Origin of the sequence: Pseudoxanthomonas daejeonensis (assembly GCF_010093205.1) — a bacterium.
In the GTDB taxonomy this organism is placed as follows: domain Bacteria; phylum Pseudomonadota; class Gammaproteobacteria; order Xanthomonadales; family Xanthomonadaceae; genus Pseudoxanthomonas; species Pseudoxanthomonas daejeonensis.
Window position 1 is genome coordinate 128,629 of sequence record NZ_PDWN01000006.1, and the last position, 23,088, is coordinate 151,716.

Annotated in this window: 20 protein-coding genes; 9 read left to right on the top strand and 11 right to left on the bottom strand. The window is 69.9% G+C overall.

The features are described 5' to 3' along the window. Positions 1 to 11 precede the first annotated feature (11 nt). A complete protein-coding gene (locus CSC65_RS07790) occupies positions 12 to 1,352 on the bottom strand; it encodes an amidohydrolase family protein (protein ID WP_162409992.1) in 1,341 nt (446 codons plus the stop codon). A gap of 168 nt (positions 1,353 to 1,520) precedes the next feature. Here CSC65_RS07790 and CSC65_RS07795 point away from each other — a divergent pair, with 168 nt between their 5' ends. Beyond that, positions 1,521 to 2,780, top strand: coding sequence for a hypothetical protein (locus CSC65_RS07795; protein ID WP_162409993.1), 1,260 nt, complete (start codon positions 1,521 to 1,523; stop codon positions 2,778 to 2,780). A 40-nt stretch (positions 2,781 to 2,820) separates the two neighbouring features. Here the strand turns inward: CSC65_RS07795 and CSC65_RS07800 are convergent, their stop codons facing one another. Beyond that, positions 2,821 to 4,215, bottom strand: a complete 1,395-nt coding sequence (locus tag CSC65_RS07800; protein ID WP_162409994.1) for a glutamate--cysteine ligase — start codon at positions 4,213 to 4,215, stop codon at positions 2,821 to 2,823. Positions 4,216 to 4,388: 173 nt separating this feature from the next. On the opposite strand from CSC65_RS07800, the gene CSC65_RS07805 reads away from it, so the two are divergent. Then, positions 4,389 to 5,102 carry a VIT1/CCC1 transporter family protein gene (locus CSC65_RS07805; protein ID WP_162409995.1) on the top strand — a complete coding sequence of 238 codons (714 nt, stop codon included), beginning with the start codon at positions 4,389 to 4,391 and terminating at the stop codon, positions 5,100 to 5,102. Between the two features lie 49 nt (positions 5,103 to 5,151). Here the strand turns inward: CSC65_RS07805 and yihA are convergent, their stop codons facing one another. Then, a complete protein-coding gene (yihA, locus tag CSC65_RS07810; RefSeq protein WP_162409996.1) occupies positions 5,152 to 5,757 on the bottom strand; it encodes a ribosome biogenesis GTP-binding protein YihA/YsxC in 606 nt (201 codons plus the stop codon). Positions 5,758 to 5,917: 160 nt separating this feature from the next. On the opposite strand from yihA, the gene CSC65_RS07815 reads away from it, so the two are divergent. From CSC65_RS07815 to CSC65_RS07830, 4 genes are all read left to right on the top strand, one after another. Beyond that, positions 5,918 to 6,706 (top strand): c-type cytochrome, encoded by a 789-nt coding sequence (locus tag CSC65_RS07815; RefSeq protein ID WP_162409997.1) that lies wholly within the window; start codon positions 5,918 to 5,920, stop codon positions 6,704 to 6,706. A gap of 127 nt (positions 6,707 to 6,833) precedes the next feature. Further along, on the top strand, positions 6,834 to 7,484 hold the full coding sequence (locus CSC65_RS07820) for a thiol:disulfide interchange protein DsbA/DsbL (RefSeq protein ID WP_162409998.1): 651 nt from the start codon (positions 6,834 to 6,836) through the stop codon (positions 7,482 to 7,484). Positions 7,485 to 7,555: 71 nt separating this feature from the next. After that, positions 7,556 to 8,281, top strand: a complete 726-nt coding sequence (locus tag CSC65_RS07825; protein WP_162409999.1) for a thiol:disulfide interchange protein DsbA/DsbL — start codon at positions 7,556 to 7,558, stop codon at positions 8,279 to 8,281. A gap of 100 nt (positions 8,282 to 8,381) precedes the next feature. Continuing rightward, a complete protein-coding gene (locus CSC65_RS07830) occupies positions 8,382 to 9,122 on the top strand; it encodes an endonuclease/exonuclease/phosphatase family protein (protein ID WP_238390322.1) in 741 nt (246 codons plus the stop codon). Positions 9,123 to 9,192: 70 nt separating this feature from the next. Here the strand turns inward: CSC65_RS07830 and CSC65_RS07835 are convergent, their stop codons facing one another. The 4 genes from CSC65_RS07835 to CSC65_RS07850 all read right to left on the bottom strand — a co-directional run bounded on the left by CSC65_RS07835 (position 9,193) and on the right by CSC65_RS07850 (position 13,136). Further along, entirely contained in the window at positions 9,193 to 10,404 is a 1,212-nt protein-coding gene (locus CSC65_RS07835; RefSeq protein ID WP_162410001.1) for a sensor histidine kinase, read from the bottom strand. Continuing rightward, a complete protein-coding gene (locus CSC65_RS07840; RefSeq protein ID WP_162410002.1) occupies positions 10,388 to 11,101 on the bottom strand; it encodes a response regulator transcription factor in 714 nt (237 codons plus the stop codon). The genes CSC65_RS07835 and CSC65_RS07840 overlap by 17 nt, the downstream gene beginning before the upstream one ends. Before the next feature lie 108 nt (positions 11,102 to 11,209). Continuing rightward, entirely contained in the window at positions 11,210 to 12,259 is a 1,050-nt protein-coding gene (locus tag CSC65_RS07845; RefSeq protein WP_162410003.1) for a type 1 glutamine amidotransferase domain-containing protein, read from the bottom strand. Between the two features lie 100 nt (positions 12,260 to 12,359). After that, a complete protein-coding gene (locus CSC65_RS07850; RefSeq protein ID WP_162410004.1) occupies positions 12,360 to 13,136 on the bottom strand; it encodes an SDR family oxidoreductase in 777 nt (258 codons plus the stop codon). Between the two features lie 40 nt (positions 13,137 to 13,176). Between CSC65_RS07850 and CSC65_RS07855 the strand changes: the two genes are divergently transcribed. Next, positions 13,177 to 13,431 (top strand): hypothetical protein, encoded by a 255-nt coding sequence (locus tag CSC65_RS07855; protein ID WP_425501325.1) that lies wholly within the window; start codon positions 13,177 to 13,179, stop codon positions 13,429 to 13,431. Between the two features lie 162 nt (positions 13,432 to 13,593). Here the strand turns inward: CSC65_RS07855 and sppA are convergent, their stop codons facing one another. After that, a complete protein-coding gene (sppA, locus tag CSC65_RS07860; protein ID WP_162410005.1) occupies positions 13,594 to 15,495 on the bottom strand; it encodes a signal peptide peptidase SppA in 1,902 nt (633 codons plus the stop codon). A 76-nt stretch (positions 15,496 to 15,571) separates the two neighbouring features. Then, positions 15,572 to 16,957, bottom strand: coding sequence for an MATE family efflux transporter (locus CSC65_RS07865; RefSeq protein ID WP_162410006.1), 1,386 nt, complete (start codon positions 16,955 to 16,957; stop codon positions 15,572 to 15,574). 98 nt (positions 16,958 to 17,055) lie between these two features. On the opposite strand from CSC65_RS07865, the gene CSC65_RS07870 reads away from it, so the two are divergent. Then, positions 17,056 to 18,141, top strand: a complete 1,086-nt coding sequence (locus CSC65_RS07870; RefSeq protein ID WP_162410007.1) for a DUF3667 domain-containing protein — start codon at positions 17,056 to 17,058, stop codon at positions 18,139 to 18,141. Between the two features lie 25 nt (positions 18,142 to 18,166). On the opposite strand, the gene CSC65_RS16190 is transcribed toward CSC65_RS07870, so the two are convergent. Further along, positions 18,167 to 19,558, bottom strand: coding sequence for a hypothetical protein (locus tag CSC65_RS16190; protein ID WP_238390315.1), 1,392 nt, complete (start codon positions 19,556 to 19,558; stop codon positions 18,167 to 18,169). A 435-nt stretch (positions 19,559 to 19,993) separates the two neighbouring features. Here CSC65_RS16190 and CSC65_RS07880 point away from each other — a divergent pair, with 435 nt between their 5' ends. Further along, positions 19,994 to 22,219, top strand: a complete 2,226-nt coding sequence (locus CSC65_RS07880) for a primosomal protein N' (protein ID WP_162410008.1) — start codon at positions 19,994 to 19,996, stop codon at positions 22,217 to 22,219. Between the two features lie 72 nt (positions 22,220 to 22,291). Here the strand turns inward: CSC65_RS07880 and CSC65_RS07885 are convergent, their stop codons facing one another. Further along, complete coding sequence (locus tag CSC65_RS07885) at positions 22,292 to 23,050, bottom strand: NYN domain-containing protein (protein ID WP_202922849.1); 759 nt, start codon at positions 23,048 to 23,050, stop codon at positions 22,292 to 22,294. Between the last annotated feature and the right edge of the window lie 38 nt (positions 23,051 to 23,088).

Genomic DNA, 23,088 nt, shown 5'->3' on the forward strand with positions numbered 1-23,088 from the left:
CTACACCCTCGTCACTTCACCCGGCGACCGTGCTTGAGCACGATGTCCACCCGCTGCAGCAGCGCGACCTGCTTCAGCACGTCGCCCTTGACCGCGATTATGTCGGCGTACTTGCCCTCGGCCACGGTGCCGTAGTCCTTGTCGGCCTTCATTGCCACCGCGGGCCAGTAGGTCGCCGCGCGGATCGCATCGATCGCCGGCACGCCCAGCCGGTTCACCCACACGTCCAGCTCGTTCCAGGTGCTGCCACTGTGGAACTTCATGGGGATGCCCGAATCGGTGCCCACCAGGAGCATCGCGCCGCTCTCGCGCAGTTGCTGGAACTTGCGCTGCAGGGTCGGCCAGCGCTGCGGGGTCTGCTGGAAATAGCCGATCCGCTCCGGGTGCGCGAGCGATGCCTTGATGTCGGCCACGATCTCCGGCGGCAATCCTTCGTGCCAGTCGTCGCCATCGATGAACTCGTGGTTCTTCACCGTGTACGGGAAGTTGTAGAGGCCCTCGATCGTGGGCGTCCAGAACAGCGGACCGGCCGCCATGTTGGCGGTGCGCTCGCGCAGCGCCGCGATCACGTCCGGCGGGTACTCCGGCGCTGCCGCCAGGCCGGTGTGCTCGAAGCCGTCCACTCCGGCCTCCAGGCCGCGGCGGATCTCCTCGGGACGGTGCGCGTGCGCCACCACCGGCAGGCCATGGCGGTGCGCCTCGTCGACGATCGCCTTGATTTCGGCGTCGCTCATTCCGTCCTGGTCGATAAGCTTGACCACGTCCACGCCCGCCTGCGCGAGCTTGCGCACCTTGGCCCGCGCATCGGCCGGTGAATCCACGCCCCAGCGGAACTGCTCGGTGCCCGGATAGGGCTTCTTCTGGATGAAGGGCCCGGACACGAACAGGGTCGGCCCCGGGATGCGGCCGCTGTTGACCGCATCGCGCACCGCGATGCTGTCCTCCAGCGGCCCACCCAGGTCGCGCGCGCCGGTCACCCCGGCCAGCAGCAACTGCCTGGCCGAGGCCGGCATGATCACGTCGCGGAACTGCGCCGGGTACGTCCTGTCCCAGTGCTCGTAATCGGCATGACCATTAATCATCAGGTGCACGTGCATGTCCCACAGCCCGGGCAGCACGGTCATGCCCTCGGTCGAGATCACCGTGGCGTCGGCCGGCACAGGCAGGGTCTCGACCGTGCCGACGGCGACGATGCGCTCGCCTTCGACCAGCACCACGCTGTCGCGGATCGGATCGCTGAGGCTGCCATCGACCAGCGTGCCACCGACCAGCGCGACCTTCTGCGCCGCCGCGCCTGGCGCGACCAGCAGGCATGCCACCAGCCACCAGCCCTTGACCCATACCTCCCGCATGCCCTGCTCCCGATCCGGTAAAGCCGCAGCCTAACCGGCGATACCGGCGGCGACCAAGGACAGGGGCGAGGTGCCCACGCCCGGATTGTCCTCGCGGCCCTGCTTCCGGCGTGTCCTGTCTGCGTGCGTCCCCATGCATACCCAGACCACTGCCGAGCCGATACCGCCATGAACACCACCCGCCATCCGCTGAGCCTCTCCCTCGTCGCCACCCTGCTCGTCGCCCTGCCCGCCAGCAGTGCGCCATCCGCCGGGCCGGAAACCCAGGTCTGGATCGACGTGGCCACCCACAACCAGGCCGGCATGCCCGACATGGGCCAGATGATGGGCGGCATGGGCGGGATCGCCGCGAAGATGATGGGTGGCTCACAGGGCACGATCGGCTATCCCGACGCGCGCCATCCGGTGTTCACCGGCAAGTTCTTCGACATCGCCATGCGCAACAGCCTGGCGCCGGGCAAGGATGCCGAGCAGCAGGTGCCGGCCGGGCTGGGCCTGGGCGCATCACTGCCGCTGTTGCCGCCGGTGGCCAGCCGCGGGCGCGAGGCGGGCGGAACATCGGGCGTGCCCGAAGGCGAGATCCACCTCAAGTACTACTGGGGCTGCGGCAGCGAGGTGCGTGCCGGCCAGCCACGCGAGGTGCACATGCGCGCCAAGGACGGGAAGTTCGAAATGAGCGGCGATCCCATGCAGGGCCGCTATGCGCCCGATCGCGGCATCGATCCGGATCCGTCCTACGTGTTGTGGCCGAACCCGAAGACGCAAAACCGCGCACCGGCCAACGCGTCGCTGGTGGGCCAGCACCGCATCACCGGCCCGGGCGTGCCCGAATCGCTCACGTTCGAGCTGCAGCAGGCCGCCGATTTCATGCCGAAGATCGCCCTGACCCAGTCCGGCCAGCTCGCGTCCGGCATGACCCTGGGCTGGCAACCGGTGGACCGGGCCAAGGCGTATTTCCTGCACGGGCTCAGCATGCAGGACAAGACCATCGTGATCTGGAGCAGCGCCGAAGTCCCCGATGCCGGCCAGGGCGTGGTCGATTTCCTCACCGGTGGACAGGTCGACCGCTGGCTCAAGGAAAAAGTGCTGCTGCCACCGTCCACCACGTCGTGCGCGATACCGAAGGGGATCTTCGCCGACGCCAGCACGGGCCAGGCCAGCCCGGGCATCCTGAGCATGATCGCCTACGGCCCGGAGACCCACATCACCTGGCCGCCGAAGCCGGCCGATCCGAAGCAGCCCTGGGATCCGGAATGGAACGTGCGCGTCCGCACCAAGTCCACCGCCGGCGCACTGCTGGGCATGGACCTGTCGGGCATGGAGGGCATGGACGCAGGCGACGCGGCATCGCCGCAGGACCCGGGGCAGAAGAAGCCCGAGGAAGGCGCAACCAAGAAGCTGCTGAAGGGCCTGCTGCGCAACCTCTGAGCCCGGCCATGCGATGGCCGGCAACGGCCATCGCCGCAATTCAGTAGGCGAACTCGCCGAAGATCCGGTCGATGTCGCCGTTCCACGCGCCGTTGAACAGCTCGAGCTTGCGCTCGGCCGCGGTCTGGCCGCTCTCGGCGATCTCGATCAGCGGATCGAGGAAGCGCGTTTCATCGATCCCGTCCCCATTGCGCGCCGCGCGGCGACGCAGGCCGGCGCTGGAGATCTTCAGCGCTTCGACCGCGAGCTCACGCACGCTGGCGCCGCGGACGTTGCCAATCCGTGTCGGCAGCTTCAGCGCGCGCTCCGGCACGCCATCGCGCAGCGCATGGCGCTCGGCGGTGGTGAAGTCCTTGACCAGGTCCCAGGCCGCATCCAGCGCCGTGTCGTCGTACAGCAGGCCGACCCAGAAGGCCGGCAACGCGCACAGCCGGTTCCACGGACCGCCATCGGCGCCGCGCATTTCCAGGAACTTCTTCAGCCGCACCTCGGGGAAGGCGGTGGTCATGTGGTCGGACCAGTCGCGCAGCGTGGGCAGCGCCCCGGGCAGCACGTCGAGTTCGCCCTTGAGGAATTTCCGGAACGACTTGCCGGAGGCATCGACGTAGACGCCATCGCGGTAGGAGAAGTACATCGGCACGTCGAGCAGGTAATCGACGTAGCGCTCGTAACCGAAGCCGTCCTCGAACACGAAATCGAGCATGCCGGTGCGGTCCGGATCGGTGTCGGTCCAGATGTGCGAGCGGTAGCTGAGGTAGCCGTTGGGCCTGCCTTCGGTGAACGGCGAGTCGGCGAACAGCGCGGTCGCCACCGGCTGCAAAGCCAGCGACACGCGGAACTTCTTCACCATGTCCGCTTCGGAGGCGTAGTCCAGGTTGACCTGCACCGTGCAGGTGCGCGTCATCATGTCCAGGCCGAGCGAGCCGACCCTGGGCATGTAGTCGCGCATGATCCGGTAGCGGCCCTTGGGCATCCACGGCATCTCGTCGCGGCGCCACTTGGGCTGGAAACCCATGCCGAGGAAGCCCAGCTGCAACTCGTCGGAGACCTGGCGCACCTCGTTGAGGTGGGTGCCCAGTTCCACGCAGGTCTGGTGGATGTCTTCGAGCGGCGCGCCGGAAAGTTCCAGCTGGCCGGCCGGCTCCAGGGTGACCGATGCGCTATCGCGCAGCAGCGCGATCGTGCGCGGCGGCAGCCCGTCGACGCTCTCCTGCACGGGCGTCCAACCGAAGCGGGTCAGTCCGGTGAGCAGCGCTTCGATGCCGCGATCACCATCGAACGTCGGCGGGCGCAGGTCATCCAGGCGGAAGCCGAATTTCTCGTGCTCGGTGCCGATGCGCCAGTCGCCCTTGGGCTTCTCCCCCGACGCGATGTAATCGACCAGCTGGTTGCGCTGGGTGATCGGGGTATCGGCGACGTGGCTGGGGCTCGACAAGGGCGGCTCGCACGGGACGGACGGGCTGCGATGGATGGGGCCTGCCGGCCGGCCTCGCAAGGGGCGCACTATAGCCTGTGGCCCCCTCCCGCCGGTGTCCCGGCACGGGGTTTGAGTGTTCCGTGCACGCGCGCCGATGGCTCCCGGTGCCGCCACCGGGTTACCCTGCCGCAATGCCGCGCAGCCACGCACCTTCCCGCCGCCATGCCGAGCGCCACCGCACCCAGCGCGTGGGCTGGTTGCGCGCAGCCGTACTCGGCGCCAACGACGGCATCGTCTCGGTGGCCGGCGTGGTCGTGGGCGTGGCCGCCAGTGGCGCCAGCGCGCAGGTGGTCCTGGCCACCGGCGTGGCCGCGGTGGTCGCCGGTGCGATGTCGATGGCCGCCGGCGAATACGTTTCGGTGCAATCGCAGGCCGATACCGAAGCGGCCGACCTGGCGATCGAGCGCCAGGAACTGGCGAGCGAGCCACGGCTCGAACAGGAAGAGCTGGCCCATATCTACGTTCAGCGCGGACTGTCGCCTGCACTGGCCCGCCAGGTCGCCGACGAACTCACCGCACATGACGCCCTGGCCGCCCATGCCCGCGACGAACTCGGCATCACCGAATCCCTGCGCGCCCGCCCGTTGCAGGCCGCATTGTCCTCGGCCGCGGCATTCGCCGTCGGTGCGGCGCTGCCGATCGGTGCGGCACTACTGGCGCCGCTCGAGCGGGTGACCCTGGCCACCACGGTCGTCACCCTCGCCGGACTGCTGCTGTCCGGTGGCGCGGCGGCGTGGCTGGGCGGTGCCCCGGTGCTGCGCGGGGCATTGCGGGTCGGCTTCTGGGGCGCGCTGGCGATGGCCGCCTCGCACGCGATCGGCGGCCTGTTCCACGTGGCGGTCTGACGACCCCGCGGGAAGCGTCGCCGGGAAGCCCCGCCGGAGACGGGCCGCGCTAGGCCAGCTCGAGCCAGCCGTTGACCACGGCGCGCGCTTCGTCGACGCCCTGCTTGCTCTCGCCCGAGAAGGTCTGCACGCCGACGCTGCTTTCGCCGAAGGCCGATGCCAGTTCCTTGCGCACCGCCTGCAAGGCCTGCGCCTGCTGGCCGCGACCGAGCTTGTCGGCCTTGGTCAGCAAGGCATGCGCCGGGAGGCCGCGGGTCACCGCGTAGGTGAGCATCTGCCGGTCGTAGTCCTTGAGCGGATGGCGGATGTCCATCACCACCACCAGGCCACGCAGGGCCTCTCGCTGGCGGAAATACTTGTCGATGAAGCCCTGCCAGTGCGCCCGCAGTTCCATCGGCACCTTGGCGTAGCCGTAACCGGGCAGATCGACCAGGTAGCGCTGCGGCACGACCTCGAAGAACACCAGCTGCTGGGTCCGGCCGGGGGTCTTGGAGACGCGGGCCAGGGCGTTCTGCCGGGTCAGCGCGTTGAGCGCGCTGGACTTGCCGGCGTTGGACCGGCCGGCGAAGGCGACCTCGTGGCCGCCGTCGGCCGGCAACTGCGCAAGCGTGTGCGCCGAGCCCAGGTAGTGGGCCTTTTCGAGTGGATTGGACATGGGCATAGGATCGCACGGCACGGGCCTGGCGTTGCCGCGACCGGCCGCGGCGGGTTGTTTCGTTGACCGTCGCGCCCCGCGACAGGGATAATCCGGACGTTTCGCGGCCGCCATTCCACTGGCGTGACCGCCTTTGATCGGGTCTCCGGAGCTCTAGCCCATGCGCCACGCTCGCGTTTTCACCCTTGCCGGACTGGCCCTCGCGGTCACCGCCGTCGCCGCCTATGCCGCACAGACCACGGTGGTGCCGGTCCCGGACAACGCGCCCGTGCAGTCCGCCCCGCTCGAAGTCGACCTGAGCAAGACCCATTGGGGCGATGCCGAAGCCGGCGCCGGCAAGGCCGCCGCCTGCGCGGCCTGCCACGGCGCCGACGGCAACCCGGCCATCCCGGTCTACCCGCGCATCGCCGGCCAGAGCGAGCGCTTCATCGCCAAGCAGCTGGCCCTGTTCGCCAGCGGCGAGCGCCACAGCGGCATGGCCGCGGTGATGGCGCCGTTCGCCCAGGCGCTGAGCCCGCAGGACATGCGCGATGTCGGCGCCTTCTTCGCCAGCCAGAAGTCCGGCGCCGGCGTGGCCGACGACACCGTGGTCGCGGACGGCCCGTACGAAGGCCTGAAGTACTTCGAGATCGGCCAGCGGCTGTTCCGCGCCGGCGACGCCGAACGCGGCATCCCGGCCTGCTCGGCCTGCCACGGCCCGACCGGTACCGGCAACCCGGGACCGCCGTACCCGCACATCGCCGGGCAGATGTCGGACTACACCGTCCAGCGCCTGACCGAGTACAAGGCGGGCACGACCAGCGAACGCGACCCGGCTTCGTTCCACATCATGGCCAAGGTCGCCGGCAAGCTCACCGAGCAGGAGATCGGCGCCCTGGCCAGCTACCTGCAGGGCCTGCACGACCATGCCGATGACGCCGAGGTCGCCAGCGCCGAACCGCGCTCGTGAAACTTTGCGGCGCCGGCGCGGTCTGACCCACGCGGTCCCTCTCTCCATATTTGCGCCGGCCCCATGGCCGGCGTCGTTTTTTCCGCCGGATGCCAAGGCGACCGGCCCCACCCGGGAGACACCATCGATGAAGGCGTTCCTGTCCGCACTGCTGCTTGCCGCCGTCGCCTGGCTCCCCGCCGGGCCGGTCGCCGCACAGGCCGCGTCCACCCCGCAGGCCGGGCGCGACTATGTCGAGATCGCCGGCGGCAAGCCCTGGGCGGCCAAGCCGGGCCGGATCGAGGTGGCCGAGGTCTTCGGCTACTCGTGCCCGCACTGCGCGCACCTGGAGCCGCTGCTCAAGCCCTGGAAGGCCAAGCTGCCGCGCGACGTGGACTTCGTCGCGGTCCCGGCGGCCTTCGGCGGCCCCTGGGACACCTGGGCGCGGGCCTACTTCGCCGCCTCCAACCTCGGACTGCTGGCGCGCACGCACGACGCGGTCTTCGCCGCGATCCACGAGCGAGGGAACTTGCCGCGCAATCCGAGCGCGCAGGAGCTGGCCACGTTCTACGCCAGCTATGGCGTGACATCCGAGCGCTTCCTGGCAGCGATGGCCGACCCGAAGGTCGATGCGCAGTTGCAGCAGTCCGCGGCACTGACCCGCGCCTGGGAGCTGGAAGGCACGCCCAGCGTGGTCGTCGCCGGCCGTTATCGCGTCCTCGGCAAGGATTTCCAGGACATGCTGCGCATCACCGACTGGCTGGTGGCACGCGAGCGCCAGGCCGCGGCCAAGCCCTGATCCGCTGGCCGCCGCGCCGACCCGGCGTTGACGGCCCTTGCTCCATCCTCTTCATCCTCCAGGAGACCACCATGACCAAGCGCCACCTCGTCAGCCTGACCCTGCTGCTGGCCCTGACCGCCTGCTCCGGCAAGCAGGCCCCGGCGCCGGCCGAAGCTGCTGCTCCGGCCGCCGACGCTCCGGCTGCTCCCGCCCCGGCGCCGACCGCTCCGAGTGGCCCGGCCCCGGTCGCCGGCGTGGACTACGTCGAGATCCCCAATGGCCAGGCCTTCCAGCCCGCCGCCGGCAAGATCGAGGTCGCCGAAGTGTTCGGCTACACCTGCCCGCACTGCGCGCAGTTCGAGCCGGTGCTGCAGGCGTGGAAGCAGCGCCAGCCGGCCGACGTGGCGGTAACCCAGGTGCCGGCGGCGTTCGGCGGCTACTGGCTGCCGTATGCCCGCGCGTTCTACGCCGCCGAGGCGCTGGGCGTGCTGGCCCAGTCGCATGACGCGATGTTCAACGCCGTCCATGTGCAGCGCTCCCTGCCGGTGAACGCCAACGTGACCGCCGAGCAGATCGCGCCGTTCTATGCCCAGTACGGCGTGGACGCCAAGCGCTTCGCCGACACCTACAACAGCTTCGGCGTGGACGCCAAGATCAACCGCGCCAAGCAGTTCGCGGTGAAGGCCAGGATCGAAGGCACCCCGTCGCTGGTGGTCAACGGCAAGTACACGGTGAACGTGGACCCGCAGGGCTTCGAGAAGATGCTCAACACGGTCGAATGGCTGGTGGCCAAGGAGCGTGGCGGCGCCGACTGACGCGCCGCTGCACCCCGCCATGGGCTCCCCCACGCCCGCACCCGTTCCCGGCGCATCGCCGGCTGCCGCCGACGCGGCGGCCGGCACGCGCACGCTGCGCGTGCTCAGCGCCAACATCCAGGCCGGATCGAGCACCCGCCGCTACAGCGACTACGTGACCCGCAGCTGGTCGCACGCGTTGCCGGCGGGGCGCAAGCGCACCAGCCTGGACGCGATCGCGCAGCTGGCCAGCGGCCACGACATCGTCGGCCTGCAGGAAAGCGACCCCGGCAGCCTGCGCTCGGGCTTCACCAACCAGACCCACTACCTGGCCCAGCGCGCGGGCTTCCATTACTGGACCCACCAGCCCAACCGCAGCATGGGCGGCGTGGCCTCCAGCGCCAACGGCCTGCTCAGCAAGCTGGAACCGGTGCGGACCACCGACCACGCACTCCCCGGCCGGATCAAGGGCCGCGGCGTGCTGCTGGCCCACTTCGGCGACCACCGCGAAGGCCTCACCGTGGCGGTCGCGCACCTGTCGCTGGGCGCCAAGTCGCGGCATGCGCAGCTGTCGTTCATCGCCGAAGTATTGAAGGACCATCCCAACGCGGTGCTGATGGGCGACTTCAACTGCCTGCCCGACCAGCCGGAAATGGATGTGCTCTACCGCAACACCACCTTGCGTCCGCCCGAGTGCGCGGTGCCGACCTTCCCGAGCTGGAAGCCGCAGCGCGCGATCGACCACATCCTGGTCAGCGGCGACCTGAAGTGCCTGGGCTCGCAGGCGTTCCCGGCCGCGTTCTCCGACCACCTCGCGCTGGCGATGCAGATCGAAGTACCGGAAGGCGCACTGCGCACCTGATCGTGCGCATCTGATAGGCCAGGGCCGGGCCGCGCTGACGGCAACCGCGGCCACCGGCCGGCCATCGCGGCTAGTTCGAAACCACGCCCGGAAGCCAGCGAACCTCGCAGGACGCCATGCCTTGCTGCTGCTGGAGCACGACGCGCCAGCCCAGTCGGGCCGCCAGCCGCTGCACGATCCGCAGCCCCAGCCCGAAGCCTGCCGAGGCTGCGGCCTCGTCCGGATTACGCAGGGTCAACGCTTCAACTCCGGCATCGATTTCGATCACGCCTTCGCCGCCATGCTGGATTGCGTTGAGCAGCAGGTTGGCGAGCAGGGCCTCGACCGCCTCCCATGGCGCATCCCATGACAGACCGGGCACCAGCCGCAGTTCGATCGACTGGCCCCGCGCACGGGCAAGCGGACGGAATTCCTCGACCAGCGCCTCCAGGTGTGCCGCAGCCAAGGTGCGTCCAGCAGGAATCGCGGCATCGCTGGCCAGCCAGAGGATGGCATTGCTGGCACGGGTCAGTCGCTCCACCGCCCGCTGCAACCTGGCCAGTGCGGGGGCATGCGCCGGCGATTCGTCCAGCAGTGCCAGGCTGGTGCGCGCCGACTGCAGTGGCGTGCGCAGTTCGTGCGCCAGGAACGCCAGGGTTTCGCGTTCACGTTCGACCGCGGCCTGCTGTTCGCGCCAGACCCCGGCATGCAGGTGCAACAGCTCGCCGAATTCACGGATGGGTTCGCGTTGTGCGAGCGCTTCAAGGCTGCGCGGATCGGGACTGGCCAGCACCTCGCCCAGCAGTGCGCGTGCGCGCCGCACCGTGCGCGTGACGAACGCCCAGGCCAGCACATAGGCGCACAGCAACGACAACGCCAGCAATGCCAGTGCGTACGCCAGCCCGCCGGGAAGCCGCGGATTGACCGTCAGCTCGCCGGTCACGTCGTACACCAGCGCGAATGGCTGCCCCGTCGCCGTCCGCGCCGACAGCACGTGCACGTAGCGTCCGTCGTCACGGCGGAATTCGATGACCGTGCCGGGCTTCTTCCCGGAAATCCGCGTGGCGATGTCCTCCGGCAATGCCGGCCCGGGCAGGGCCTGGAAATTCGCCGGCAAGGTGGCCGATGCACCGGCCACGTCCACGACCGTCGCGCTGACCGCACGCAGGTGACGGTCGATGAAGCTGTCCTCCAGCAGGAACAGCAGCAACAAAGCGCTGCCGGCGAAAGAAAGCGATAGCACGGCTGCGAACGCCATCCAGCGCCGCGCCAATGCACGCTGCAGGCTACGCCGTCGCGCCATCGCCCGCCTCCGCGACGAAGCGGTAGCCCACGCCTCGCACCGTATCGATCAGCGGCTGGCCGAAGCTGCGCGCGAGCTGCTGGCGCAGCTGGTAGACATGCATGCGCAGAGGATCGCTGCCGGGTGGCCCGTCTTCCCAGAGCAGCGAGCAGAGGTCTTCGCGCGACACGCAGCCGGGACTGGCCTCCATCAAACGGCGCAACAACGCGAAACCGGTGGCCTGCAAGAGCAGCGACACGTCGCCGCGGACCAGCAGGTGCCCCTGCAGTTCCAGCACGTACGCACCCACACGCAACTGCGCGCCGCCACTGGCTGGCGCGTGCGCGATGATCGCCCGCGCACGCGCCAGCAGCTCCGCGGGCGCGAATGGCTTGACCATGTAATCCACCGCACCGGCCTCGAAGGCCACCAGCTTGTCGGCCAGCGCGCCGCGTGCGGTCAGGAACAGCACCGGCGAACGCAAGCCGGACTCGTGCTTGAGCGACCGGCACAGTGACAGGCCATCCTCGCCGGGCAGGTTGACGTCCAGCACGACCAGGTCGAATGCGCGCTCCTGCAAGTGCGAGCGCGCCTGCGTGGCGGTGTAGGCGAAATCCACCTCCACGCCATGCACGCCCAGGTAGTCGCCGATGCCGGCGGCGATGTCGGCGTCGTCCTCCACCAGCAGCAGCCGCAATGGTCGTCCTTCAGTCTGCATCACGCCTCGCCCATGGCCGCTTGGCGCCGCACGCAGGCGCCATCGGCAGTGTAACCAGCCGCGCTCGCGCACGATCTTCCGTGCGCGTCCCGCGGGCCCGCACGACCGTCATCCACGTGCAAGCCGTTGCAGGTGCCAGGCATCGACCACGCCGCCCTGCATGGCGGCGACCAGCGCATGCATCAGCAACAGCCGCCTGTCCGCATCGGGCAGCTGCCGCCTGAGTCGCAGCGCGGCATCGATGCCCTCGCGCCGGTAGGTGTCCAGCACCTGCACGGACAGCTCTTCGCCGCTGCGCGCGCGGGCGACCGGTGCATGCCCCAGTCCCTGCACCATCGCCTCGGCCACCGACCACGTGGACCACGGATTCTGGCCGGTGACCAGGCGGCCATCGACCACGGTATTTTCCAGATACATCGGGCCTTCGACGAAGCGTGCGCCGGCCTGCTGCATCCGTTCCTGCAGCAGGAACGGAAACACCGTTCGCGCGTCCTTGATCAGGAACAGCTCCTCGGCATTGGTGAATCCGGTGGCGCGGCGACCACGCAGCAAAGGCGTGCCATCATCCAGGACGACCTGCAGCAGCGCCGCCGGCCCGTGGCAGACCGCGCCGACCACGCCACCCGACCGGTAGATATCGCGGACGATGTGCGGGATCGATGGGTCGTCGGGGAAATCGAACATCGTGCCCTTGCCGCCGACGAAATACACCGCCGCGTACTTCGACGAATCGACCTCTGCCAGCTTCAGGGTGGTGGCGAGCTTGCGCCGCGCCTGCGGGTCGTTGAGGAACGCGTAGTCGGCCGCGACCATGTCGTCGTCGGTGCGCATCGGCGGCTCGCCGCCTTGCGGGCTGGCGATGTCCACCTCGTAGCCGTTGGCAAGGAAGGTGTAGTACGCCCGCGACAGCTCGGTCAGCTCGTAACCGCCACGCTTGCCACTGTCGCCCAGGCTGGCGGTGCTGGTCACCACGGCGAGCACCTTGCCGCGCGGCGGCGATGGCGACTTCAGGAAGTCCAACTGGGCGGCGGTGCTGCCGGGATCTGCCAGCGGCTGGCTGCCCAGGTCCAGGGCCTGCCACCACAGGCCACCCACGGCCGCCAGGACGATCACCAGCCCCAGGAACGCGACCAGAACGCGCTTGCCCCACTTCCACATGACAGCCTCCCGGTCGCATCGACCCTTTTCGATGGATCGGATGCTGGGGCCGCCATGTAGATCCAGGATCAATCGCGCCGAACGCGCCGGTTGTTCCGACTCAGAACCCGTAGCGCAGGAACCCGCCGTCCACCGCGATGCATTCGCCGGTGACGTAGCTGGCCGCCGGCAGGCACAGGAACGCGACCGCGCCGGCCACTTCCTCCGGTTCGCCGATCCGCCGCATCGGCGTGCGCCCCACCACTTCCTCGTAGTAGTCCGGATCGGACAGCGGTTCGGACGTGCGCCGGGTGCGGATGTACCACGGCGCCACCGCGTTGACCCGGATGCCATCCTCGGCCCATTCGGCGGCCAGGTTGCGCGTCATCTGGTGCAAGGCCGCCTTGCTCATGCCGTAGACCACGCCGCTGCGCACGTGGGTGATGCCCGACACGCTGCCGACATTGACGATGCTCGAGGCCGCGTGGCGTGCGAGCAGCGGATGCGCGTAGCGCGAAAGCTCGAACGCCGCGAACAGGTTGGTCTCGAAGATTCCGCGCCATTCGTCCTCGGTGTAGTCGACCGCGGCCTTGGTGACGTTGCCGCCGGCGTTGTTGACCAGGATGTGCAGGCCTTCGCCCTGGTCCTCGACCCAGTCCAGGATCGCGCGGCGGTCCTCGTCATCGGCGACGTCGGCGGCCATGGCCAGGATGTCCTGCGCGGGATGGCGGTCGGCCAGTTCGTCGCGGATGTCCTGCAGCGGGTCCTCCTCGCGCGCGACCAGCAGGAGGTGCGCGCCCAGCGCGGCCAGCTCGCGCGCGATCGCAAGGCCAATGCCGGCGCTGGCGCCGGTCACCAGCGCCAGTTGCCCGTCCAGCCGCCACCGGTTCGTCTGCATGGGCGTAGGATAACGCCGGGCCTTCCCGCGGAGCGCATCGATGAACGAGTCCGTCCGTTTCCTGCCGCGCATCCTGCGCCACGCCTGCCTGCCGATGCTGTGCCTGGCCGCAGTGGCCGCGTGCCGGCCCGAATCGCCGCCGACCGAGCAACCGCCCGAGCCGCAGGCCCAGGCGCACACCGAGTTGCGCGATGCGATCCAGGCTCCGCAGGACAAGGCGCGTGCCGTCGAGAAGAACGTGCAGGAAGCCGCCGACAGGCAGCAGGCGCAGATCGACGAGGCCGAAGGCGGCTGACGCCGGTCCGTGTCGAGCCGGGCTTGCCCGGCTGCTTTCCCCGCGAATGAAGACGGCCAGCGGGGCGATCCCCGCTCTACGGCGCGTGGATCCCGGGCGCGAACAGGAGTCGCGCGGCGCCCCGCCGGAACGGGACGCGCAAAGCGCGCCCCGTGAGCGGGCTTACAACCCGCAGAAGCAGTAAGCCAGCGACTTCACCGGTGCACCGCTGCGGTCCTTGATCGCGTTCTCGACGAAACGCAGCTGCGCTTCGGTTTCCGGCATGGTCCGGGCCAGCGCGGCGCGGGCCATGCCCGAATCCTGCAGCATCGCCGTACCGATCCTGCTGCCGGCGAAGCCCGCCATGAATTGGGCGAACGGCGTGGCCGGCTTGTCGATGTAGGTCACGCGGAACTTGTCCTTCTCCAGCTCCGCGCGCTTGGCCGCATCGGCCACCGCATCGCCCAGGTCGCCCAGTTCGTCGACCAGGCCGCGCTCCTTGGCCTGCGCGCCGCTCCACACGCGACCGCGCGCGACCGCATCGACTTCTTCCACCGGCTTGCCGCGCGCCTGCGCGACCTTGCCGGTGAAGTCGGCATAACCCTTGTCGATCACCGACTGGATGACGCGGCCCACTTCCGGGTCCAGCGGCCGGGTCACGTCGAACGCGCCGGCGAAGCGGGTCGTGCTCACGCCGTCGGTGTGCACGCCGATCTTGTCCAGGGTGCGGGTGAAATTGGGGATCAGGCCGAAGATTCCGATCGAACCGGTGATCGTCGACGCATCGGCGTAGATCCGGTCGGCGTTCATGCTGATCCAGTAACCGCCGGACGCGGCCAGGTCGCCCATCGACACCACCACCGGCTTGCCCGCGGCCTTGAGCAGTTCGACCTCGCGGCGGATCTGCTCGGAGGCGAACACCTCGCCACCGGGCGAGTCCACGCGCAGCACGACGGCCTTGATCTCTTCATCCTCGCGCGCCTGGCGCAGCAGTGCGGCGGTGGACTCGCCACCGATGCGCCCGGCCGGCTGGTCGCCGCCGCTGATCTCGCCCTCGGCCACGACCACCGCCACCTGCGGACGCCGGTCCACCGGCAGGCGCCTGCCATCCAGCTGCACCAGGTAGGCATCGAGGGAAACACTGCGGAAACCCAGGTCGCCATCCTCGTCGGCCACGCCGCGCTCGGTCAGCAGCGTCTCCATTTCCTCGCGCGTCTTCAGCCCGTCGACGAGCTTCATCGACTGCGCATACTTGGCCAGGTCGCCGCCGGCGGCTTCGATGCCCTCGGGCAGCGCGTCGATCTGCGCGGCCAGCTGGGCCGGGTCGAGCTTGCGCGCGGCGCCCACGTCGGCCAGGTAGCGCTGCCACACGTCGTTCATCCAGTACAGGTCCGCTTCCTTGGCCTCGGGCGAGGCCGCGTCGAGGATGTACGGCTCGGCGGCGGACTTGAACTCGCCGACGCGGAACAGGTGCACGTCCACGCCCAGCTTGTCCTGCAGGCCGGTGCGGAAGTACTGGCGATAGCGGCCCAGGCCCTCGAGCATCAGGCTGCCCATCGGGTCCAGGTAGACCTCGTCGGCCTGCGCGGCGAGCAGGTACTGGCCCTGGCTGATGTTCTCGCCGAACGCGACGACCTGCTTGCCCGAGGCGCGCAGCTCGCGCAGCGCATCGGCGACTTCGCGCATCGAAGCCATGCCCGATGGCTGCAGCTTGTCCAGCTGCAGCAGCACGCGTTCGACGTGCTTGTCGTCCTTGGCCGCCTCGATCGCGCGCAGCAGGTCGCGCAGCTGCACTTCCTCGGCCGAGCGGTCGCCCAGTACGCGGGCCAGGGCGCGGGTCACCGGATCGGCAGTGAACTGCTCGACCAGGCGGCCTTCCGGCGCGATCACCAGGGTGGTGCGCTCCTGCAGCGGCTGCACGCCGCCTCCCTTGCCCACCGCGGCGATGAAGCCGATCAGGATCAGGAACAGCAACCCGAAGAACAGCAGGTTGAGGATCAGCCGGCGGGTGAAATTCATCACGTCCCACAGGCCGACGAAGAAACGGCCGACGGGATTGGAGCGCGGCAGGGGGGGCGGATTCATCGGACAGCGGCTCCAGCAGGCGGGATACGGGTTACGACATGCAGGATAGCGGCTGCGCCAGAGCCTTTCATACGCCTTAAGTCAGGGTGCCCACAGGCTTAGCCGGTTCCACGGCCGGCGGCAGGTGCCGCAACCGCCAGGACAGGCGCCAGCCCATCAGCACCGCGGCTGCGGTGAGGCCCACGATCAATCCGGTCCACATGCCCTGCGGCCCCCAGCCCAGCCCCAGGCCCAGCCCGGCGCCCAGCGGCATGCCCAGGCCCCAGTAGGCGGCCATCGCCAGGAACATCGGCACCCGGGTGTCGCGCAGGCCGCGCAGCGAGCCGGCCGACATCACCTGGATGCCGTCGGGGAACTGGAAGGTGGCCGCGTACAGCAGCAGCGTCGAAGCCATCGCGGCCACGGCCACGTCGCGGGTGTAGACGGCGACGATCGCATCGTGGCCGGTCAGCAGCACCAGCGCCGACAGGCTCTGCGTCGCCAGCACGATCACGTAGCCGGCCTGTGCGGCGCGGCGCACGCCGAGCGGGTCGCCGGCGCCCAGCGCACGCCCCACCCGCACCGTGGTCGCCTCGGCCAGGCCCATCGGCACCATGAAGCACAGCGCCGAGACGTTGATCGCGATCTGGTGCGCCGCGGCCGGTATTTCGCCCAGCCGGGCGATCAGCAGCGCGGTGACGATGAACAGTCCACCCTCCATCAGCACGGTCACCCCGATCGGCAGGCCGGTGGCGAGCAGCTCGCGGATCTGGTTCCAGCGCGGCGGCTCCAGGTGCGAGAACAGTCCCAGCGGCGCGAACCTGCGCGAGCGCCACAGGTACACGGCAAAGCCCAGCGCCTGCAGCCACATCACCGTGGCCGAGGCCACGCCCAGCCCCGCCGCGCCCATTTCCGGCAGCGGCCCGACGCCGAAGGTCAGCACGTAGCCCAGCGGCGCCAGCACGGCCAGGCCGCCGAACCCAAGCAGCATCGTCGGCAGCGTCCAGTGCAGGCCTTCGCTCAGGTAGCGCATGCAGAAGAACAGCGTCAGCGCCGGCACGCCCCAGCGCACCGCGTGGGTGAACGCGGTCGCACCGGGAATGATGTCGGCGGCGATCCCGAACGCCCCCAGCGCCAACGGCACTGCGCTCAGGAACGCGAACATCAGCAAGCCCAGACCCAGGCCGAGCCACAGCGCCTGGCGGAACAGCGGCGCGATCTCGTGCCTGCGACCGGCCCCGTCGAGCTGCGACACCGAGGCGGTCAGCGCGATCAGCGTGCCTATCGGCACCATCATCGGCAGCCACAGCAACGCCGTGCCGACCGTCACCGACGCGAGCGTGCGCGTGCCGTGGTGTCCGGCGATGACGTTGTCGACGAAGTTGATCAGGCCGGTCGACACGTGGCCCAGCACCAGCGGCAGGGCGAGCGTGGCGGTGGCGCGCAGTTCGCGGCCCAGCGGGCGCGTTTCGGAAGCGGTCATGGGGGGCACAGTGCGGGCTGCGGTCGTGCCTCGGGCACTGGCACCGGGCTCCGGCAGGCCGCTATCTTACCCGCTGCACGGGGACATCCATACGACACATGAGCGACCACCCTACCGCCGCCTGCGAGAACTGCGCCGCGCCGCTGCAGGGTGCGTTCTGCCACGCCTGCGGGCAGGCCGCGCACAGCCCGGTGCGCAGCTTCACGCATGCCGTCGAGGAAGTGTTCGAATCGTTCTGGCACCTGGACGGGCGGATCTTCCGCACGATGCGGCGGCTGCTATCGCCCGGCGCACTCGCGCGCGACTACCTCGCCGGCATGCGCGCGCCCTACGTGGCGCCGATGCGCCTGTTCGTGATCCTGTGCGTGCTGACGTTCTTCGTCGGAAGGCTGGTGGATTTCGGCGACGCCTTCGCGCCGACCATCGACGTGGAAAACGCGGGCATGAACGAAGCCCTGTCGCAAGCCACTTCGATCGCGGAAGTGGAGAAGATCCGCGACAGCACGATCGCCAATCTCGAGCAGGCGCGGGCGGAACTGCCGGCCACGCTCGCACCGGCTCGAGCCGGCTTCGATCACGGCATCGGGACCATCCGCCGGCAGGCCGACCGGCGCATACGCGAACTGGGCGGCACGCCCGCCGCGCGCGCCGACGTGCTTCCCTCGGATGCGCTCGTGATCTCCACCGATGCGCCACCCGGCACCTGGCTCGAGCACCAGGCTTCGCGTCTGGAGCAGGGCTGGCGAGGCTTCCTGCAGAACCCGGCTCCCTTCAAGGCGGCCTTCATGGGCAGCGTGCCCACCGTGCTGTTCATGCTGGTTCCGATCTTCGCGCTGCTGCTGAAGCTGTTCTACGTGGGAACCGGGCGCATGTACCTGGAGCACCTGGTGGTGGCGCTCTACAGCCATGCCTTCCTCTGCGTGGCCCTGCTCGGGCAGTTCGCGCTGCTGGCGCTGGACCATGGCCTGTCGCCCCACCTGGCCGCGACCGGGGTGGTCACCGGATTGATATCGGCACTGTTGTGGCTGTGGATGCCCGCCTATCTGCTGTTGATGCAGAAGCGCGTTTACGCGCAGGGCTGGCTGCTGACGACGCTGAAGTTCATGGTGCTCGGCAGCGCCTACGCGACGATGCTCTTCTTCACAGCGGTCGCCCTGGCCCTGGTGAGCCTCGCGCGCACCTGACGCGCCGCGCCGCTCCGGCAGCCTTCTACCGCCTGCCCCGCTCCTCCAGCCAGGCGCCGCGCTGCGGTGGCGGCGTCGCCAGCAGTTCGCGTCGCAACGCCTCGCGTTCGGCCGGTGGCGTGCGCCGGGACAGGTCGCCCAGTTGGCGCCGCTGCTCCGGGGTCATTGCACGAAGCGCGGCCAGCAACGGTTCGCGCTCGCCCTCGCCGACGAAACCCAGCAGCGGCTGCAGGGCCGCGTAGTCCGCGCCCAACGCCGGGCCCAGCATCCAGCCGTTGCGCTCCATCGCATCGAGCGAAGCGAAGCGCGTGCGCAACGCGGCGCGCGCCGGGGGATCCAGCGCCTGCAATGCCAGGGCGGCGGCGCGCACCCGCGCCTGCTCGAACGCATCGAGCTGCTGCCAGGCCTCGGCCGCGGCGGCGGTGACGTTCGCATCGGCAGGCTCGCCGCTGTCGCCGTCGATGGGGGTTGCGCTCGCATCGCCTTCGCGCTCGATGTGCGACGCCGGTGCGCCGGCCGCATACCACGACAGCAATGGCAGTCCTGCCACCACCGGATCCTGGACCGGCTCGGCCAGCGCGGCCGGCCAGTCCGGCGGCAGCGCGGGCGGGTCGGCCTCGGGCAATGGTTCGACCACGACCGGTTCGTTGTCATGCACGCGCAGGTCGTCCACCGGCGCCACGCCATTGTCGCCGTTCGCCGACGGCGCGGGCGACGTCGGCGACCAGGCGTACCAGGCGGCGCCCGATGCGAGGACAACCGCAGCCACGGCCGCCGCGATCCATCCCCCGCGCCGGCGACGCCCGGACCGCACCGGCCCACGGGCCGGGCGCCGGTCCTCTGCGGGTTCCACCGGTCGGGGCGGCGCGGGCATGGCCCGTCCTGCCAGCGCCGATTCGCGCAGCTGCAACAGGCGCTGCTGCTGGGCGGGATCGAGCTCGCGCCCGGCCTGTGCGATGGCCTCGGCCTGCTGGCGCCAGCCGGCCGCATCCGGCCCGCCGGACGCGTCGCGCGGGCAGGCTTCGGCCAGCGCCTGCTGGTAATCCGCCATCTGCGTACCGAGGACCGCCGCGGCGGTGGCTTCATCCAGGCCCGCGACCTGGCGTAGCAGCAGTGCACGCCGGACCGACGGGCGCATTGGACCGAGGAAGGCCAGCGCCGGCGGCCAGTCGCCCGCGCCGGCCTCCAGCGGCAGCGCCAGCAGCAGTTTCCAGAAGCGGGTCGGCCATTCGGCCATCGGCATCCGTTCGGCCGGCCCGGGGAAAGCCCGGATCGCCGCGGCCAGTGCCCGCTCGGCCGCCGCCGCGTCGCCCCCCTGCAGCCACAGGAACACGAACGCCCGCCGCTCGGCACCGCGCAGGAACGCGGCCAGGGCCGCCGGAAGTTCGGCGCCGCGGTTCACTGGCTCGTTGCGCATCGGGACTCCGGCATGTGCCGAGGATACGCGGCACCGCACCCGGCTTCGCTCTTGACAGCGCCGTCGACGCTGTTCCAGCGCGCCACGACAAGGGCTGCCACCTGCGCGGTTGTGCACAGCGCAATTACTTTCGGCCTAAAACCGCATGTTTCGCCTTCCACCACTTTGCTACATCTGTGTTTCACGCCTAAACATATGATTTATATGTATTTTTGCATATGGCGCTTTTTTGACCAACCTGACTGACAGGCTTGAATCCCCGTGTTTGCCGCGTGAAGCATCGCGCTCATGCACAAGCTTATCCACACCCAGTGTGGATAAGCACAAATATCCAACTGTGACGGGCGTTTACCTCCGGTTTGTCGGACCCACTACAACAATGACTCGCAAGCGGGCATCGCTGCGCGGGCCACGGGCGGGCCGTAGACTGGCGTGATGCCCGCACCTGGATCCACCCCGCCCACCTGTCTCCAGGTCGCCCTTCCGGTGCCCGTCCCGCGGCTGTTCGACTATTTGCCCCCCGAAGGCCAGTCCCTCACCGCCATCCAGGCCGGCCAGCGGATCCGGGTCCCGTTCGGCAACCGCGAACTGCTCGGCGTGGTGGCCGGCACCGGCGCCGCCGAGCCCGGGGTGGAGCTGCGCCGCGCCCATGCCCTGCCCGACGCCGAGCCGGTGTTCACCGGCGAGCTGCTGGAGTCGCTGCGGTGGCTCACCCGTTACACCCATGCCCCGGCCGGCGAAGTGTTCGCCACCGCGCTGCCCGCGTCGCTGCGCGCGGGCGGCCCCCTGCCCGATACCCATGCCTGGGCCTGGCTGCTGACCGAAGCGGGGATCACCGGGCTGGCCGGGCTGCGGCGCAACACGCGTCCGCGCCGGCTGGCCGAGTTGCTGGAAGGCGGACCGTGCGACGAGGATCGGCTGGAGCGGGAACTGGATGGCTGGCGTGGAGCGGCGCGGTCGCTGGCGCGGCGCGGCTTCGCCGAGCGCATCGCCACGCCGGCGTTCGCGCACGCTCCGGCACCGCAGCCGGGTCCGCTTCCCAGCGCTGAACAGCAGGCAGCGATCACGGCGATCGCGGCGGCCGATAGCTTCAGCCCGGCCCTGCTCGAAGGCGTGACCGGCAGTGGCAAGACCGAGGTCTACCTGCATGCCATTGCCGACTGCCTGGCGCGCGGCCGGCAGGCGCTGGTGCTGGTCCCGGAGATCGGCCTCACCCCGCAGACGCTGGCCCGCTTCCGCGCGCGCCTGGGCGTGCCGGTGCACGCGCTGCATTCGGGACTGACCGACAACGAGCGCGCTCGGGTGTGGACGGCGGCCTGGCGCGGCGAGGCGCGCGTGATCGTGGGCACGCGTTCGGCGGTGTTCACCCCGCTGCCCGACGCGGGACTGATCGTGGTCGACGAGGAGCATGACGGCAGCTACAAGCAGCAGGACGGCATCCGCTACCACGCGCGCGACTTCGCCCTGGTCCGCGGCAAGGCACTGGGCGTGCCGGTGCTGCTCGGCAGCGCCACGCCCTCGCTGGAGACGCTGCACAACGCGCTGGCCGGTCGCTTCGCGCACCTGCGCCTGCGTCGTCGTGCCGGCGAAGCCCGGCCGCCGGCGGTGCGCATCCTCGACGTGCGCAAGCGGCCACTGCAGGCAGGGCTGGCACCGGAAACGCTGGAGATGATCGGCGCGGCGCTGCGCGATGGTGGCCAGGTGCTGGTGTTCAAGAACCGGCGCGGCTACGCGCCGGTGCTGCTGTGCCACGACTGCGGCTGGAGCGCGCAGTGTCCGCGCTGCAGCACGCCGGCGCAGGGCACGCCCCTCACCGTCCACGCCGGCGGCGGCAAGCTGGTCTGCCATCACTGCGGACACCGGCAGACGCGGCCGCTGGCCTGCCCGGACTGCGCCAGCCTGGCCCTGCAGCCGCAGGGCATCGGCACCGAACGGCTGGAAGAATTGCTCGCCGAACGCTTCGCCGACTGGCCGGTCCTGCGCATCGATCGCGGCACCACCCAGCGCCGCGATGGCCTGGCCAAGCTGCTGGACGAGCTCGGCGACCGGCCCGGCGTCCTGGTCGGCACCCAGATCCTGGCCAAGGGCCACGACCTGCCCAACCTGACCCGCGTGGTCGTGGTCGGCGTGGACGAAGGCCTGTTCTCCTCCGATTTCCGCGCCGGCGAAAAGCTGGCCCAGCTGCTGGTGCAGGTGGCCGGGCGCGCCGGCCGCGCGCAGCGCCCGGGCGAGGTGTGGTGGCAGACCCACCATCCCGACCATCGCCTGCTGCACGACCTGATCAACGGCGGCTACGACACCTTCGCCCGCGACGAACTGGTGCAGCGCGCAGCGGCCGGCTTCCCGCCCTCCACCTACCTGGCAATGCTGCGCGCCGAAGCGCAGCAGGTCGATACGGCGGGTGCTTTCCTGCGCGCAGCGAAGGCGATCCTGCATGAAGCCGGTGCCGGTGCCATGCAGGCAGCGGTGCAACTGCATGGCCCGGTGACCGCACCGATGGCCCGTCGTGCGGGCCTGTACCGGATGCAGCTGGTGCTGTCGGCCAGTACCCGCCCCGTGCTGCATGCATTGCTGGACGCTGCCTTGCCCGCGATCCATGCCCTGCCCGAGGCGCGACGCACGCGCTGGTCGCTGGACGTGGACCCGGTGGATCTCTACTAGCGGATCGTCACCCAGTTACGCGGGGAGCGCGCGGGGCCGGGAAGCCGCACCGACCCGCGCGTGACAGCCGGATCAGACCGCCGTTTTCTTCGCCGCGACTCGCTTGCGCGGCTTGTCGCGGACCCAGATCGTCTTGCCTTCCTGCTTGACCTCGAACAGGTCGCTGGCCTTCACCAGGTCGCTGAGCTTGCGGTAGCCGTAGTTGCGCGGGTCGAACGAGGCCTGGTTGCCGATCTGGCTGCCGACCACGTCCAGCCGGGTCCAGCCGTCGTCGCCGCTGCCGGAGTCCACCGCGCTGCGCAGCATCTGCACCAGGCGCGCATCGCCGCGCAGGTCCTGTGCGGCCTTCTTCGGCGCGCTGGCCTCGACCTTGCCGTTGTCCGGCGGCGCGCCCAGCGCCTCGAGGTAGGTGAACTTGGAACAGGCGTTGACGAAGGGCGATGGCGTCTTCTTCTCGCCGAAGCCATAGACCTTCTCGCCGTCGGTAAGCAAGCGCATCACCAGCGGGGTGAAGTCGGCGTCGCTGGTGACGATGGCGAAACCGTCGAGGTTGCGCGCGTACAGCAGGTCCATCGCGTCGATCACCATGGCCATGTCGGAAGCGTTCTTCCCGGTCGAATAGGCGAACTGCTGGATCGGCCGGATCGCGTACTCGTGCAGCACCGCTTCCCACTGCTTGAGGTGCGGGCTCTTCCAGTTGCCGTAGGCGCGGCGCACGTTGGCCACGCCGTAGCGCGCGACCTCGGCCAGGATCACGTCGATCTTGCTGGCCGGCGCATTGTCGGCATCGATCAGCAGGGCGATGCGCTTCTCGGGTTCCGTCATCGTGATTCTCCATGCGGCCAAAGACGGCCCAGGGCTGCAGTTTT

Coding starts and splice junctions, on each gene's coding strand:
- CSC65_RS07790 (WP_162409992.1), bottom strand. CDS start 1,352: ATGCGGGAGGTATGGGTCAAGGGCTGGTGGCTGGTGGCATGCCTGCTG.
- CSC65_RS07795 (WP_162409993.1), top strand. CDS start 1,521: ATGAACACCACCCGCCATCCGCTGAGCCTCTCCCTCGTCGCCACCCTG.
- CSC65_RS07805 (WP_162409995.1), top strand. CDS start 4,389: ATGCCGCGCAGCCACGCACCTTCCCGCCGCCATGCCGAGCGCCACCGC.
- yihA (WP_162409996.1), bottom strand. CDS start 5,757: ATGTCCAATCCACTCGAAAAGGCCCACTACCTGGGCTCGGCGCACACG.
- CSC65_RS07815 (WP_162409997.1), top strand. CDS start 5,918: ATGCGCCACGCTCGCGTTTTCACCCTTGCCGGACTGGCCCTCGCGGTC.
- CSC65_RS07820 (WP_162409998.1), top strand. CDS start 6,834: ATGAAGGCGTTCCTGTCCGCACTGCTGCTTGCCGCCGTCGCCTGGCTC.
- CSC65_RS07825 (WP_162409999.1), top strand. CDS start 7,556: ATGACCAAGCGCCACCTCGTCAGCCTGACCCTGCTGCTGGCCCTGACC.
- CSC65_RS07835 (WP_162410001.1), bottom strand. CDS start 10,404: ATGGCGCGACGGCGTAGCCTGCAGCGTGCATTGGCGCGGCGCTGGATG.
- CSC65_RS07840 (WP_162410002.1), bottom strand. CDS start 11,101: ATGCAGACTGAAGGACGACCATTGCGGCTGCTGCTGGTGGAGGACGAC.
- CSC65_RS07845 (WP_162410003.1), bottom strand. CDS start 12,259: ATGTGGAAGTGGGGCAAGCGCGTTCTGGTCGCGTTCCTGGGGCTGGTG.
- CSC65_RS07850 (WP_162410004.1), bottom strand. CDS start 13,136: ATGCAGACGAACCGGTGGCGGCTGGACGGGCAACTGGCGCTGGTGACC.
- CSC65_RS07855 (WP_425501325.1), top strand. CDS start 13,177: ATGAACGAGTCCGTCCGTTTCCTGCCGCGCATCCTGCGCCACGCCTGC.
- sppA (WP_162410005.1), bottom strand. CDS start 15,495: ATGAATCCGCCCCCCCTGCCGCGCTCCAATCCCGTCGGCCGTTTCTTC.
- CSC65_RS07865 (WP_162410006.1), bottom strand. CDS start 16,957: ATGACCGCTTCCGAAACGCGCCCGCTGGGCCGCGAACTGCGCGCCACC.
- CSC65_RS07870 (WP_162410007.1), top strand. CDS start 17,056: ATGAGCGACCACCCTACCGCCGCCTGCGAGAACTGCGCCGCGCCGCTG.
- CSC65_RS16190 (WP_238390315.1), bottom strand. CDS start 19,558: ATGCGCAACGAGCCAGTGAACCGCGGCGCCGAACTTCCGGCGGCCCTG.
- CSC65_RS07880 (WP_162410008.1), top strand. CDS start 19,994: ATGCCCGCACCTGGATCCACCCCGCCCACCTGTCTCCAGGTCGCCCTT.